The organism is Nonomuraea sp. NBC_00507 (assembly GCF_036013525.1).
Classification (GTDB): Bacteria; Actinomycetota; Actinomycetes; order Streptosporangiales; family Streptosporangiaceae; genus Nonomuraea.
Genome location: NZ_CP107853.1, coordinates 6,598,860 through 6,612,118 on the forward strand (window position 1 = coordinate 6,598,860; position 13,259 = coordinate 6,612,118).

Below are 13,259 nucleotides of genomic sequence, written 5' to 3' on the forward strand. Positions count from 1 at the left end.
CAGCCCATGCATCACTCGCCACCGCCCATCGACCTCAGAGCGTTCTGGAACCCTTCCTCGTCCCAACCCTTGAAGTACGCGAGCATGCGACGCTGCTGCCACTCCGAGAGTGAATCCAGAATCAGGGACATCTCCTCATTGGTGAGCTTCCGCCCCTTCGGCGCCCCCATCACTCAGCCCCCCAACCGGGGAACCCCGGCACACTCCACCGCCAGCGACGCCGACGCTTCGACAACCCGCAGCCCGAGGCCACCGCCCGCCACGTGCCGTACACCATCACGGCCTTGACCGGGAAGCCCAGCACGTACCAGAACGACACCGGCGCCCAGCGCCGCCACGCCCGCAGGCACGCGCACACCGCCAGCACGCCTACGCCCAGCCAGATCAGGAAATCCGCCATACTAGAGCCCGTCTCCTTTCCTCTTGTTGGTGGTTGGAGACCCCGGAGCGGCCCAAGCTGTCCAGGCACAGCCGCTCCGGGACCCGAAACCTCTCACTGCGCACCACCGGCCACAGCCCTGTAGTGGCAGTACGCGCACAGCCACACGACCTCGTTGCGAGTAGCGTCGAACTGCTCGGCCAGGTTCCGCCCCGCGCCGCACTCGACACACCTCGCGGCCATCAGGCAGCCTTCTCCGTTGCCGGCCGAACCTGCTCGCAGCGGAAACCCATCCCCGCGCGGCCATTCATCTGCCAGAAGAAGCAGACCAGCCCCGTCAGGCGGACCTTGCTGCCCAGCGGGATCTGCGGGAACACCGCAGACGGGAACGTCACCGTGATCACCGGGTTGCGCCGGTCATCGTTCGGCATCGGCAGCAGCGGCAGCGTGTACAAGTCACGCCCCTCCGCATCCTTCTTCACCTCACCCGTCGCCCGATCCACGATCTTCGGCTCAGGCTCACCCGCGACCGTGAACGACAGGGACGACGTGTCCACCGGGATGTTTCGCATCGCCATGTGCTCCTTGGCTCGTCCTACCTCGGCATCTCTCAGCGTCCGAGGCTCTTGAGGCAACCATACTGCCTTTCCGATAGAGCAGCAAGGCTTGAGTAGAATGAAGCTGAGGCAATGTCGGATAAGTTCCTTATCGCCTACCCGGTAAGGTAGCTAGGTGAGGATCTTCCGCCACGCGAGCGAGGGACCAGGTGAAGGCCATGTCTGACCCGAACAGGTGGACAAGCACGTCGGCGTCCTATGTGCGCCCGCAAAAGCCGGGCCAAGCGGACCCTTGGGCGGAGGAGGCCGCTCAAGACGGTCGGGTCGGCTCCCACGTCATGCGTGAAGTCGTCGAGATCAGGCCACCCGCGGACATTGCTGCGGCCTTGGGGCTGGCAGACGGCGACACTGCGGTCGTTCGCCGTCGAGTCGTGCTACTCGACGAACAGCCGGTAGAACTCGCCGACTCCTACTACCCAGCCTTCATAGCGCGCGGGACCCGCCTGTCAGAGCCACGAAAGGTGCCAGGTGGCGCGGTCACGTTGCTGGCCAACCTGGGCTATCAACCTGTCCACGTCGAGGAGGACGTGACGGCCAGGCCAGCCTCCGTCGAAGAACAGCGGCTGCTTCAGCTCCCCAATGATGACTGGGTACTGGTACTCACTCGGCGATCAAGGGCCGAGGACGGCACACCGATTGAAGTGATCCAGATGACCATGGTTGCCCATGGTCGCCACCTGCGATACACGCTCACCCTCTAACAGAGAGGAGTTCTGCTTTGCCTAAGCATGCAGACAAACGACCTCGTCATCAGCAGATTGCCGCCGATCTTCGGGCGCTCATCATGGCCGGCACGCTGCCGCGGAACACGCAGATCCCATCCACACAACAGCTCGTCGACAAGTACGACGCTGCGAACGCCACGATTCAACGCGCATTGACGATATTGAAGAACGAGGGATATTTGTACGGCGTCCCTGGCAAAGGTGTTTTTGTGCGGGACAAGCAGCCCTTTGTCATCGATGTTGCTGCCTACTTCGCGCCATCTCCCGAAGGGTTCACCTACAAGCTGATAGACGTCAGGGAGGTACAACCTCCCGTCGAAGTCGTGGACGCCCTTGGGATAGCTCCGAACGAAACAGCGATCTTGAGGCACCGTCTTCTCTTGCATGCTGGCGAACCTATCGAACTGTCATGGTCCTACTACCCGGCAAGTATCGCGGCGGGTACACCGCTGGCCGAGCGAAAGAGGATCCGAGGTGGAGCCCCCCAGGCATTGGCCGATCTTGGTTACCCTCAGCAGAATCTCACCGATCAGATTTCCACTCGACCACCCACGCCAGAGGAAGTCGAGGGTTTGGAGCTACCAGAGGAAGTCCCCGTGATTCGGCAATTCCGGGTCATCTACAGCAACAACATGCAGCCCGTTGAAGCATCGATCCTTGTTAAGGGTGGCCACCTGTACGAACTTAAGTACAAGGTTGCGACGACGTGAGGCCATCGATACATCTACTGCCGATAACAATCTACAGGAGCTAACTATGGTTGAGCTCGACCAGCGCCACTCTGTGAGCGTCGCAGGCGTCGTTGTCGATGACGCTGGTCGAGCTCTGCTGACACGACGAGCCGACAACGGCGAATGGCAGGCACCCGGCGGCATACTCCAGATCGGCGAGACGATCATGCAGGGGGTATGCCGAGAGGTTTCCGAGGAGACGGGGCTCATCGTCGAGCCTTTGGCTCTCACCGGCATCTACAAAAACATGGCCCGCGGCATCGTCGCGCTCGTGTTCCGTTGCACGGCTACTGGCGGCCGGCTCTCGATCAACGACGAAGTCACCGCCTTCCAGTGGGCATCCGAAGACGAGATCCGCGACATGGTGACCGAAGCTTTCGCCGTCCGCATCCTTGACGCCCTCCACGAGGGGACACCCGCCATCCGGCACCACGACGGAGTCCGCCTCATATGACCCCAGGTCCCCCAGGTCGTGACAACACCGATGTCTTGGGACTGACCCGTCAAGCATGTCCCGGGACAGGACATCTGCCCCCAGGTCCCCAGATCGTGTCCCCAGGTCGGCCTGTTACAACTTTCCTCACGTCTTCAAGCCCGCCGCGCAGCGGCGGGCACACCGTGATCACGGGCAGGAGGCGTGTGCTGGACGTTCCCCGCAACGATGAAGATCGAGAAATGGCTGGCATGCAGACGCAGGGCTTTCACCGGAGTTCGGGGGGAGGATCGTCGGAGCTGGGACGGTGTTGCAGCACGGAGGCTCACCCGACCTCCACCAGCGCAGGATGATGACTACCAGGAGGACCAAGCGTCAGCCTGCCCAGCCCATCACCACCGGCCCCGCATTGCAGACACGCACCCCGCCGCGAAGGACAGTCGATCAGGCAGCCCGGCCCCTGCGCGCTCGCTCGCGGCGGGCTGCGGCCTTGGGGGCCGGTCCCGCCGCGGCGGCGCGCGTGCCGCAAGCGGCACCACCCAGGTAGTGATGGCCCAGGTACGGCTTCGCCGCGTCGCTCTCCTCCCAGATCTTTCACCAACCCAGCGCCCACGGTGAAGGCCACGGCACGCCACCCGAACGGCTCAACACGCCCACGACGAGGATGGCGAAAGCCCTCACACTCATAGGCACCGATCAAAAGTGAAGCGGCGAAAGCGCGACCGCGGGGAAGGCGAAAAGAAGGAATGGGGCTCCGCCCCAAACCCCGGCCCTCCTCGGAGATGGCCAAGATCGTGCAAATGTACAGGTCGGGTGGACGTTCCCCGTGGTCATCTCCTCGTCGGCCACCACAAGGGACACCAGACCAGCCACCCCAGGGCAAGCCGCCGCCTGCCGGCAGGACAACCAGCGCGCGAGGAAGCTCACCGGGACACATGTACACGCGAACGACGGCTTGCCCTGGCGCGTCCGGCCCGGTATGGCTACGCCTGCCCGACGAGGAGATGACCATAGCCCAACTCTCGCTAGAGATAACGCTGAGCTGACGCCATAATCCGTCGAACCTGTTCTTGAGAGAGCTCGTTCTCGTAGAAACGACTACTCAATGCCTCTTCTAGCCACGCTGGTCCCTTATGGCTTTGTACAAGGGGAGCTAGTCGTTCGAGTTCACCAGCACGGACCAGCACTATTCCGCACTCTTCAAGAGTGTCCAACATTCTATCCGCTGCTACGGCTGCTTCGCCCTTGAATGCGGCGACTCCGTAAGTCTTAAGCTCTTGCCAGGGACTTGCTTCACTTCGCAATGCTGCTTTTACATGGTCCGAGGTCTCTTTATCGTAAATCCTGTCTGACCTACTTTCTAGGACCAGCCTAACCTGCTCTAGGATGCGCCCACAAGTAACCTGAGCCCGCGGTCTCCTGAAGGGTTCCGTAGACACTCGATAGTCCCGATCAAGTTCGGGAGTCCAGGTGCCTCCTAGAGCGCCGAGCAGTCTTTGCACCTTGCTCTTTTCATTCAGTAGATCTATGTCTGGAACCACGACTACAGGCACGGACACACTATTGAGTGCCCCGACTAGCCGCACAAAGCCATCCTTGCCGCCAGCAGGCACAAACAGCACATCTCCTGGCGGGAACCCTAAAGCTGTAGTGGCATCCACATGGTCCAGAACAGCCTTATAATACCGACAATCTCGATCCCCTTCTGCAAGAACGACAATCCTATGAAATAGACCATCCAAGATATTTGTATATCGCAGAACGGGATCACTCCACAGCTCTTTGATGGCAGCTGGCTTAAGTTGATGAACGCGCGTACCGGACGATCGCCTATCTAGTCGGACAACTGACACTTCGGCTTGAGATTCAAGAAGCCCTATAAGCAGATTGCGATCATGTGTTGCCAAGATAACCTGCACGTCCCGCGCATGAGCCAAGTCGCCGAGAATCTTGCCGAGAATATTCGCTTGTGGTGGATGCAAGAACGCTTCCGGTTCATCAATTATGATGATCTGATACTGGGCTGTGACAATTGGCAGCAATAAACCCATAAAGCTTTTCATGCCGTCGCCTTGGTCGTGGAGAGATGGCAAGGCCGCTAGAGAATCCCGATATTCCTTCGTAATTTCAGTTATTAGCGGGGCGGGCACACTTGTCGTGCCGACTCTGAACTGAAGGTGTCCACCAAGTCGATCCAACGTTAGCGATTCCCTAAAGACCCTATAGTAAAGAGTGCACACCTCTTGCAGCAAGTTGACATCATCGCTCAACTTCTGTATCGGGTTTGTGGCTGGCATGCTAATGTCGCGTCGTTGCTCTTGCGGTTGGACCCAGCCGAGACGATTATGCGCATCCCCTTTATGTACTAGCAATGAGAATAGCGTCCCTATGCTGCCTGGGTATTGATTGTTGGTCCAAAAATGCCCCATTGTCGATTCTGACACCCCGCCGCCCGCAATGCCGCGATATATGGCGCCACCGCTTTCGAACGTCTTTGCGGCATGCTCATCCATCCACGCACGCACATCATCGATGCTGCCTTCTTGTGATATCGATATTTCTTGCACTATATGGAAATTGGTTGGGTTAGATCCTCCGACCCTATCGAGCTGTGCTGCGATCTCATTCAACAATGTTGATTTGCCCACATTGTTTCCTCCGACGACAACGCTCACGCCCCGTGATGGAAGATGTATTTCGGTTCCGTCAGTGGTGATCAGCTTGTCGATAGCAAGCTTAACTCTTTCGCTTCTGCCTTCTCCAGGCATTTAACTCCTTCTAGTGCGATTCGATCGCTAACACAATCTACTTATGGGTGCATTGAAAGCGCAGGACGGGCAGGACAACCAGCGCACGAGGAAGATCACCAGGACACATGTACACGCGAACGGCGGCTTGCCCTGGCGCTTCCCGCCCGGTCTGGCTACGCCTGCCCGACGAGGAGATGACCACAAAGACCACCCTCGCGGCGCAGTTTACGCCCACTACAAAGGTTCGGTGCGTTTCACTCTTCTGCCGACAGGCCGTACCGGCGTAATTGTTCCCCGGCTTCCTGGCCCTGCTCCATCAGGAAGCCAACCAACTGCTCGGCAGCGTGCCAGTCACCAGCATCGACGCGGGCACGCAGCTCCTCCACTCGGCCCTGCTCCACCAGCAGTTCGGCTAACCGGTCGGCAGCGTGCCAATCGCCGACATCAGCACGGGCACGCAGCTCCTCCACTCGCCCCTGCTCCACCAGCAGGTGGGCCGTTCGCTCAAGGTCCGCGTTGAAGGCTGCACGCAGCTCATCCTCTTGATCCTGCTTTCCCTCCAGCCCCACCAACCGCTCGCCTGTCAGGTTGGCGAGGTCGGCGAGGTCGGCGAGGTCGGGGCGGACACGCAACCTTGCTTCCGGGCCCTGCTCCACCAGCAGATTAAGCAACCGCACCTGTGCCAATATCTTTTCATTGGTGACGCGCAACCGCATCTGCGCTCTCCGCTCCTGTTCCACCAGCAGCATATGCAACCGCACGGCAGCTACCACGTCCCCAGCGTTGGCGCGAGCATGCAACTCCTCGTCTCGGCCTTGCTCCGCTAACAAATTAACCAGCCGTATGCTTGCAAGCACTTCATCGGCGGCGGTCCCGGTGTGCAACTCCGCCGCCCCGCCATGCTCGACCAACGGACTTAGCAATCGCAGGACAGCTACCACGTCCCCAGCGTTGGCGCGAGCATGCAACTCTTCCACTCGGCCCTGCTCCACCAACAGTTCAGCTAGCCGCTCGGCGGCATACCAGTCCCCAGCGTTGGCGCGGGCATGTAGATCCTCCTCCCGGCCTTGCTCCTTCAGGAGATCGACCAACCGCCTGTGGGCATAGTGCTCACCGGCATTAGCCCAGGCGCGCAACTCCTCCTCCCGGCCTTGTTCCACCAGGAGATCGACCAACCGCCTCAGGACATGGCGCTCACCGGCATTAGCCCAGGCGCGCAACTCCTCCTCCCGGCCCTGCTCCACCAACAAATCAACCAACCGGTCGACGGCATACTCGTCACCGGCATCAGCGCGAGCACGCAACTCCTCCACCCCGCTCTGCTCCACCAGCCAATCAACCAACCGTATCTGGGCATAAAGGTCGCCGGCATCGACCTGAGCCCGTAAGAGCGTGAGGCCCTCCTCCGTTCGCCCCTGCCGTAGCAGTAGATCGGCCAGCAACAAAGCGGCGTGCTTATTGCCACCATCGGCCGCATTTTGCAGGAGAGGTTCGGCGTAGCGGTACAACAGCCGATTTCTCGCAGCCATAGCAGCGCGAACCTGATCGCCGGGATCAGTCAAGTGCTCGCACAGCGATTGCCAGGTACTCGCTGGCACCTTGGTTGCTCGTCTCTGCCCTTCTGCGTACTGCTGCAGATAGTCGGCGACCAGATAGCCGCTGATTTGCCCCATGGTGTTCGATGTGCCGATTGGAGCCAGCGCTGCGGCGGCGCCTCTCAACCTCTGCGAAGAGTAGGCCAGCGCGGCCTCAAACCAGTTGGGTGGCGCATCCGCACGTTGACGTGGGTTGCAGTAGCCGGGCGCGGCGTCGCGTAGCAGATCCGCGCCCAACGGGGATCGCACACCCAGGCGAGTGATATCGATCGCAGCATTAAGTACTGCCAAGGCATACGGGTCCGCGCTGTGCCACCGCTCAATCAACTGCGGAGCAGCCGCGATCACTTGGGTAAGCCCATAGTCAGTTGACTCAAGGGCCAGAGCAATTCGGCGGTCACCGCACTGGGCTGCGGCGCGGGCTCGCTCGTATTCGGCGTCACTGAAGGAAGAGGCCAGACCCACGACGCTTGCCAAGCCCAGCACCTCGCGTTCAACAGCATACGGGTCGTCTCGGCCTGGGATGGGTTGAGTGGTATAAGCGATGTACCGATCTGGCCAGAGTGTGGCCACCAGCACAGCTCCTGCGTCTAGGAGAGTCCGGACGGTCCCGGCGCGCAACCCGGCTGGGCCGCCGAGGTAACGATGCAGCTCATCCAGCCACACCACCAGCCGTGCGGGTACGGCTGCGGCGGCCCGGTCCACCTGCTCGACATCAGCTGGCTGCAACAGCCACCACTGCGGTACCACCGCGCGGACCGCCTCGTAGGCGCAGCGGGTCTTGCCGACGGAGGAGTCGCCGACCAGGAGCACCAGCCCGCCTTGTTCGGAGGCGGTCTGGATTGACAGCGGCCACGACATACTCCCCATAGGCGGCCATTTAGCGCCCCACTGACGGCCACGGGATTCCCCACGTACGGCCAGATACCTCCCCGGTTCGTCCCGTCCAGACCTGGACGGTGATCATCGTCCGGGTGAAGAACAGCAGGGAGATCATGGAAATCCTTGAGGCATACGACCTCACGGGTAGTTACCGCGCTGCGGCCGAGCTGGCCGGGTGCGACCACCACACGGTGGCCCGGTACGTGAAGATGCGCGCTGCTGGGCAGAACCCGCAGGACAAGCGGTATCGGGAGCGGATGATCGATGCGTTCCTGCCGAAGATCGAGGAACTGGTGGTCCGCTCGAACGGGAAGATCCGCGCCGATGTGGTCCACAAGCGGCTGGTCGCGATGGGGTTCACCGGCGGGGAACGCACGACCCGGCGCACGGTGGCCGAGGCGAAGGCGCAGTACCGCGCGGGGCAGCGGCGGGTCTATCGGCCGTGGATCACCGAGCCGGGGCTGTGGCTGCAGTGGGACTGGGGATGGGGTCCGGTGATCAAGGGGCGGCAGACGATTCTGTGGTGTGCGTGGCTGGCCTGGTCGCGGTTTCGGGTGGTCATCCCGGTCTGGGACAAGACCATGCCGACGATTGCGGCCTGCCTGGATGCGACGTTGCGGCGGATCGGTGGGGTGCCGGCCTATGCGCTGACCGACAACGAGAAGACGGTCACCACTGACCACATCGCGGGGATAGCGGTGCGCAACCCGGAGATCGTGGAGATCGCCCGGCACTACGGCATGACCATCCGCACCTGCGTGCCGGCCGATCCGGAGTCCAAGGGCGGCAGCGAGGCGACGGTGCGCATCGCCAAGGCCGACCTGGTGCCCACCGAGGTCAACCTGCGGGAGGAGTACCGCACGTTCGGCCAGTTGGAGGCGGCCTGTCGGGCCTTCGGCGAGGAGGTCAACGGCCGGGTGCACCGGGTGACCAAGCGCCGCCCGGTCGAGCTGCTGGCCGAGGAACGGCAGCGGCTGCACCCGCTGCCCAAGCAGCCGTTCACTGTCGCCTTCGGCACCACTCGACGGGTCTGCTGGGACTCCACAATTTCGGTGGAGGCGGTGCGCTACTCGGTGCCCCACGAGCTGATCGACTCCCGCGTCTGGGCGCGTTTCCATGGCGATGAACTCGTCGTCACCGCCGTTGCCGCCGACGGCACCGCGCGCGAGGTCGCCCGGCACACCCGCGGCCAGGCTGGAACCCCCGTCATCGACGCCGCGCACTACCCGCCCCGGGAGAACAAGGAAGCCGACCGCACCCCGAAGGCCACCAGCGCTGAGGAGGCCGCGTTCTTGATGATCGGCCCCGGCGCGGCCACGTGGCTGGTGGAGGCCGCGACGGCGGGCACTCGCCGGGTCAAAGCCAAGATGGCCGAGGCCGTCGCCCTGGCCAAGCTCTACTCGACCGCCCAGGTCGACCGGGCACTCGGAACTGCCACGCTGACCGGCCGCTTCGCCGATGCCGATCTGTTGTCCATCCTGGACTACCAGGTCAAACACGCCAGCGACCAGCCCACCCGCGCCAGCGAGACCCATAGCCTGCAACCGGGCACCTCCGCCTGGGCCCACTTCGGCACCACCCCCACCGGCACCGATCTCGACGAGGACACCTTCTGATGGCCACCCCGCTGCGTTCCGTCCACGCCTCGACCGGCGACCCGCTCGCCGAGGCCGTCGAGCTCACCAAGCGGCTGAAGCTACCGCACATCCGCCGGGCGCTCGCTGATCTGATCCCCACCGCCAAGGCCCAGCGCTGGGATCCGGCCGAGGTGGTGCGCGTCCTGCTCGCCGAGGAAGCGGCCGGTCGCGACCGGGCCAACCTGCACACCCGCCGCCGGCGCGCGGGCTTCCCCGCAGGCAAGACCTTCGGCGACTGGGACGAGGGCGCCTCGTCCATCCCGCGCCCCACCCAAGATGCCCTCAAAAGCCTGGAATGGGTGCGAAGGCGGGAGAATCTGTGTGTCTGCGGGCCGTCGGGCACGGGAAAATCGCATTTCAGCGAGGCCCTCGGCCAGGCAGCGGTCGAGGCGGGGATGACGGTGGCCTGGTTCACCATCGAGGACCTCGGCGCCCTGGTCCGCCGTCACCGCGCCGACGACTCCATCGCCCGAGCGCTGGCCCGCGTCATCCGCTCCGATTTGATCATTGTCGATGACATCGGCCTGCTGCCGGTCTCACCAGACGCGGCCGAGGGCTTCTACCGGCTGGTCGACGCCGCCTATGAGCGCCGCTCGCTGGCCGTCAGCTCCAACCTGCACCCATCCGGCTTCGACGAGATCATGCCCAAGACATTGGCCACCGCCACCGTCGACCGACTCATGCATCACGCTCACATCGTGGTTACTCAGGGTGACAGCTTCCGGCTCACCCAGGCCACCTCAGGACAGGGCGTCAAGCCCTTCACCTGACCCACGCATCCATCAACGGCGGGGAGATATCTGGCCGCCGTTGGGGACACCCTCATGGCCACCAGCGTGTGAACTATCTGGCCGCCAGCGGGGAGAGCTCAAAGGCCATTGACACAGGATTAAGGTCCTTACCCCGCGGGACCCGGAGTCGACGTCGCGCTCGATATAGCCCGGCAGTTCGCCGATCGCGCCCAGGGCGTCGATCGCAGCGTGCACCCCCAGTCGGCGCGGATCAGTCCGCTCCACTCGCTTTAGCCCGTCCAACCCCGAAGGCGCCTCGGTCGAGGCACGAATACGCGCCTGCTGCCAGTCCATCCATTGTTCGCGTGGAACACCGCAGGCGCGTAGATAAGTGTCAAGTGTCTCTGCCGTCGGCCGGCCCGTCTTAAGCAGGCCACTGAGCGTGCTGGCTGGCAACCGGTCAGGTCGAGCCGCCTTGTCCAGCGCAGTATAGGGTCGGCCAGCCCGCAGCAAGTTCAGCGCGTCGGCCAGTTCCGCTGCTGTGTGCACGGTCGCAGGATCCACCCGGTCTGCGTCTTGTGCACCACTGGATACCCGCGCTGACTGTGGGACATCGGCATCTTCGTCCTGTCTCACGTTCCTGGCTCCTCACCCGGAGACGACCGTTAATCCGACAGGGTTTTGCGCCCTTCGGCACGGCATCCGAACTAGGCCGAACCTCTCACCCCACTATCCCTCCAAATAGCGACTTCCCGCTGTTCAACCTGCCGCAGCCCAGTTCAGGTCACAGCAGATTCCTTCGGACCACTACGCATCCGTTGCCGGACTCCGCGCCTGTGCGCTGCCATGACTCCATCACACGCGACGTCGGCCGACCCGCATCTCCCGCAACCTGAGGAGTCTGATCAATGCAACACCTGCCCGAGTGGGTCCCCGCCGCCACCGCTCTGATCAACCTCGTCACCGCCCTGATCAACCTCGTCACTGCCCGCCGTACCCAGTCAGATGGCACGAACGCAGACAAATCAACTGGCGGCTACTGACCGCTCCGGCGTGGCGATAGGTAGCGTCATGTAGGAAAGATCTCCCGCGCGAACCACGTTGGTCACCGCCGACGTGGTTCGTCGCTCTTAAGCGGAACCTTGAGGTGCAGCACCATCGTGCAGCAACCCCACCGGCCAAGGCTGACCACTCGCGATCTTCATGGGCGGCCTCACCGCTACAACGACCCTTATTGGCCTCTCTGCCACGAGTTCACACCGAAGAGGTCACTGGTTCGATCCCAGTATCGCCCACCAACGTCAGAGGCCACATCTCCAACACGGGATGTGGCCTCTTGATCTTCTGAGTGACAAAGTGAGTGACTTACGACTCCGGGAAGATCCGGTCCATCACGGTCGCACCCTCCTGGATCACGGGCCGGATCTGCTGTCGATAGACCTTCTCCGTCACGGCCGACCCTCCCGCGTGCCCGACGAGGCGGGCGATGTGCTCGATGGGGACGCCGTCAGCCGACAGTAGCGAGACGAAGCTGTGTCGGAGTTCGCGAGGAGTCCACTCCTTGCCAACCAGACCCGCCCTGGTGATGACGCGCCGAAACTCCCGCCGAACGTTGGCGGCACTGAGCTTGGTGCCCGTCCTAGTGGCGAAGACGAGATCGTTGTCTTCCCAGGCATCCCCCGCCGCTTCCCGGACCTTGGCTTGATGATTCCAGAGCTGCTGAAGCGCAACCACGCATCTCTGCGGGATCTTCAGAGTTCGGCGCGACTTGGCGGTCTTGGTGTCCCCACCGGCACGGTCGGATCTCCAGACGTAGATCCCGAACTCCTCATGCTGCCACCCGATCTCCTTGACAGTCGCCCAGGTCGAAGTCTTTTCATCGAGGGCGACGACGTAGGCCCATGGCAAGTCCCGGACCTCTTCGGTGCGAAGGCCGACGAGCAAGGAGACGAGGATGTAGGCGTGGAGCCAGGGTTTCGCCGTCTCGTTGGCCGCCAGCACCCGTGTGGCCTGGTCCATCGTGAGAGCCTTGGATGGCCGTCCCGTCTTGCCTTTGGGAAGCTCGCAGAGCAACACGACATTCCGCTTGACCTTGTCCCGAGCTTGAGCCCGAACGAGCGAGCGCTTGAGAATCGAGCGAAGCTCTTGGAGGGTCCGCGTACTGACCTCTTTGGACGTGCGAGCCAACCATCGATCTACATCATCGGCGGTGAGTTCCCGGAGCTTGCGCGCCCCAAGTTCCGGAATGATGTGCTTCTCAGCCAGGGTGCGCTTGGTCTTGACGGTGGATTCCGCACGACCGGAGAGACCGAACTCTAGCCAGTTCCGTACTGCTTCGCCGACGGTGTCTCGGCCGGAGGCGACGACAAGACCATCGTCGTGGTCGCGGAGCATCTCCTTGAGTTTGTTCTTGGCTTCGGTCTTAGTACGACCTCCGGCTTTGCGGGTGATGCGTCGGCCTGCCGGGGTGTAGCCGATGGTCACTTCAGCGATCCAGCGTTGCCGAGCTTCGCTCCAGTACAGGCCGCCGTCGCCATGTGCACGTTGCTTGGGCATCAGGCGGCCTGCGCTTCCTGCTCCAGGAGCTTGACGTAGTCAGCGATGGCGTCGGCCGGGACACGTCGAGCACGTCCGGCCTTAACGGTACGCAGGCGTCCAGCGCGAATCTCTTGGTAAAGGTAGCGGCGGGACAGACGCAGAACGACAACGGTTTCGTCGATGTCGTAGAGCGCTTGGCCCGGATAGTGGACGACCTTTCCTCGGGTGGGCATGGCTTGCT

At 62.6% G+C, this 13,259-nt stretch carries 13 protein-coding genes; 6 read left to right on the forward strand and 7 right to left on the reverse strand.

Going from position 1 to position 13,259, the window contains the following annotated elements; genetic code table 11:
* Nucleotides 1–169 precede the first annotated feature (169 nt).
* From OHA25_RS31915 to OHA25_RS31925, 3 genes are all read right to left on the reverse strand, one after another.
* Nucleotides 170–400, reverse strand: a complete 231-nt coding sequence (locus OHA25_RS31915; protein WP_327580654.1) for a hypothetical protein — start codon at nt 398–400, stop codon at nt 170–172.
* Between the two features lie 93 nt (nt 401–493).
* Nucleotides 494–622: a hypothetical protein gene (locus OHA25_RS31920; RefSeq protein WP_327580655.1), complete on the reverse strand. Its 129-nt coding sequence runs from the start codon at nt 620–622 to the stop codon at nt 494–496.
* The gene (locus OHA25_RS31925; RefSeq protein WP_327580656.1) at nt 622–957 is read right to left on the reverse strand and encodes an SCO3933 family regulatory protein; all 336 of its coding nucleotides are present in this window, start codon (nt 955–957) and stop codon (nt 622–624) included. Before OHA25_RS31925 ends, OHA25_RS31920 begins: the two co-directional genes overlap by 1 nt.
* 317 nt (nt 958–1,274) lie before the next feature.
* On the opposite strand from OHA25_RS31925, the gene OHA25_RS31930 reads away from it, so the two are divergent.
* Genes OHA25_RS31930 through OHA25_RS31940 form a run of 3 tightly spaced genes read left to right on the forward strand, consistent with a single transcriptional unit; the run spans nt 1,275 to nt 2,906 of the window.
* Nucleotides 1,275–1,697 (forward strand): GntR family transcriptional regulator, encoded by a 423-nt coding sequence (locus OHA25_RS31930; protein ID WP_327580657.1) that lies wholly within the window; start codon nt 1,275–1,277, stop codon nt 1,695–1,697.
* 17 nt (nt 1,698–1,714) lie between these two features.
* Entirely contained in the window at nt 1,715–2,431 is a 717-nt protein-coding gene (locus tag OHA25_RS31935) for a GntR family transcriptional regulator (RefSeq protein ID WP_327580658.1), read from the forward strand.
* 46 nt (nt 2,432–2,477) lie between these two features.
* Nucleotides 2,478–2,906 (forward strand): NUDIX hydrolase, encoded by a 429-nt coding sequence (locus tag OHA25_RS31940; RefSeq protein WP_327580659.1) that lies wholly within the window; start codon nt 2,478–2,480, stop codon nt 2,904–2,906.
* Between the two features lie 1,004 nt (nt 2,907–3,910).
* On the opposite strand, the gene OHA25_RS31945 is transcribed toward OHA25_RS31940, so the two are convergent.
* Nucleotides 3,911–5,653, reverse strand: coding sequence for an ATP-dependent nuclease (locus tag OHA25_RS31945; protein WP_327580660.1), 1,743 nt, complete (start codon nt 5,651–5,653; stop codon nt 3,911–3,913).
* 236 nt (nt 5,654–5,889) lie between these two features.
* The gene (locus OHA25_RS31950) at nt 5,890–8,091 is read right to left on the reverse strand and encodes a hypothetical protein (RefSeq protein WP_327580661.1); all 2,202 of its coding nucleotides are present in this window, start codon (nt 8,089–8,091) and stop codon (nt 5,890–5,892) included.
* 113 nt (nt 8,092–8,204) lie between these two features.
* Between OHA25_RS31950 and istA the strand changes: the two genes are divergently transcribed.
* From istA to OHA25_RS31965, 3 genes are all read left to right on the forward strand, one after another.
* Complete coding sequence (istA, locus tag OHA25_RS31955; protein ID WP_327591067.1) at nt 8,205–9,728, forward strand: IS21 family transposase; 1,524 nt, start codon at nt 8,205–8,207, stop codon at nt 9,726–9,728.
* Nucleotides 9,728–10,519, forward strand: a complete 792-nt coding sequence (gene istB, locus OHA25_RS31960; protein WP_305925671.1) for an IS21-like element helper ATPase IstB — start codon at nt 9,728–9,730, stop codon at nt 10,517–10,519. The genes istA and istB overlap by 1 nt, the downstream gene beginning before the upstream one ends.
* An 869-nt stretch (nt 10,520–11,388) precedes the next feature.
* On the forward strand, nt 11,389–11,523 hold the full coding sequence (locus OHA25_RS31965) for a hypothetical protein (RefSeq protein ID WP_327580662.1): 135 nt from the start codon (nt 11,389–11,391) through the stop codon (nt 11,521–11,523).
* A gap of 322 nt (nt 11,524–11,845) precedes the next feature.
* Here the strand turns inward: OHA25_RS31965 and OHA25_RS31970 are convergent, their stop codons facing one another.
* Complete coding sequence (locus OHA25_RS31970) at nt 11,846–13,036, reverse strand: tyrosine-type recombinase/integrase (protein ID WP_327580663.1); 1,191 nt, start codon at nt 13,034–13,036, stop codon at nt 11,846–11,848.
* Nucleotides 13,036–13,251, reverse strand: a complete 216-nt coding sequence (locus tag OHA25_RS31975; protein ID WP_327580664.1) for a helix-turn-helix domain-containing protein — start codon at nt 13,249–13,251, stop codon at nt 13,036–13,038. Before OHA25_RS31975 ends, OHA25_RS31970 begins: the two co-directional genes overlap by 1 nt.
* Between the last annotated feature and the right edge of the window lie 8 nt (nt 13,252–13,259).

Coding starts and splice junctions, on each gene's coding strand:
- OHA25_RS31915 (WP_327580654.1), bottom strand. CDS start 400: ATGGCGGATTTCCTGATCTGGCTGGGCGTAGGCGTGCTGGCGGTGTGC.
- OHA25_RS31920 (WP_327580655.1), bottom strand. CDS start 622: ATGGCCGCGAGGTGTGTCGAGTGCGGCGCGGGGCGGAACCTGGCCGAG.
- OHA25_RS31925 (WP_327580656.1), bottom strand. CDS start 957: ATGGCGATGCGAAACATCCCGGTGGACACGTCGTCCCTGTCGTTCACG.
- OHA25_RS31930 (WP_327580657.1), top strand. CDS start 1,275: ATGCGTGAAGTCGTCGAGATCAGGCCACCCGCGGACATTGCTGCGGCC.
- OHA25_RS31940 (WP_327580659.1), top strand. CDS start 2,478: ATGGTTGAGCTCGACCAGCGCCACTCTGTGAGCGTCGCAGGCGTCGTT.
- OHA25_RS31945 (WP_327580660.1), bottom strand. CDS start 5,653: ATGCCTGGAGAAGGCAGAAGCGAAAGAGTTAAGCTTGCTATCGACAAG.
- OHA25_RS31950 (WP_327580661.1), bottom strand. CDS start 8,091: ATGTCGTGGCCGCTGTCAATCCAGACCGCCTCCGAACAAGGCGGGCTG.
- istB (WP_305925671.1), top strand. CDS start 9,728: ATGGCCACCCCGCTGCGTTCCGTCCACGCCTCGACCGGCGACCCGCTC.
- OHA25_RS31965 (WP_327580662.1), top strand. CDS start 11,389: ATGCAACACCTGCCCGAGTGGGTCCCCGCCGCCACCGCTCTGATCAAC.
- OHA25_RS31970 (WP_327580663.1), bottom strand. CDS start 13,036: ATGCCCAAGCAACGTGCACATGGCGACGGCGGCCTGTACTGGAGCGAA.
- OHA25_RS31975 (WP_327580664.1), bottom strand. CDS start 13,251: ATGCCCACCCGAGGAAAGGTCGTCCACTATCCGGGCCAAGCGCTCTAC.